We start from the raw sequence: 289 nt of genomic DNA on the forward strand, positions 1-289 counted from the left end.
TCGAGACGGCACTGAAGGAGATCCTCAACTTCACCCAGAACACACTGGGGTTCGCGATCTGTCCGATCACCCGCTCCTGACGCCGATGCGCAAGATCATGTTCGTCGGCCGGGTCGGCTGCGGCAAGACCACGCTGACCCAGGCGATGCAGGGAACACAGATCCGCTATCACAAGACCCAGTACATCAATCACCACGCGAAGATCATCGACACCCCCGGCGAGTACGCCCAGACCAAGACGCTGGCTCGGGGGCTGGCGCTGTACAGCTACGAGGCCGACGTGGTCGGG

General features: G+C 62.3%; 1 protein-coding gene. It reads left to right on the forward strand.

Annotation, left to right across the window (positions count from 1 at the left end; all coding sequences use genetic code 11):
• Positions 1 to 85: 85 nt before the first annotated feature.
• The coding region (locus BN358_RS22695) for a EutP/PduV family microcompartment system protein (protein ID WP_232233011.1) at positions 86 to 289 on the forward strand (204 nt) is incomplete at its 3' end.

Origin of the sequence: Sedimentibacter sp. B4 (assembly GCF_000309315.1) — a bacterium.
Lineage (GTDB): Bacteria > Bacillota > Clostridia > Tissierellales > Sedimentibacteraceae > Sedimentibacter > Sedimentibacter saalensis.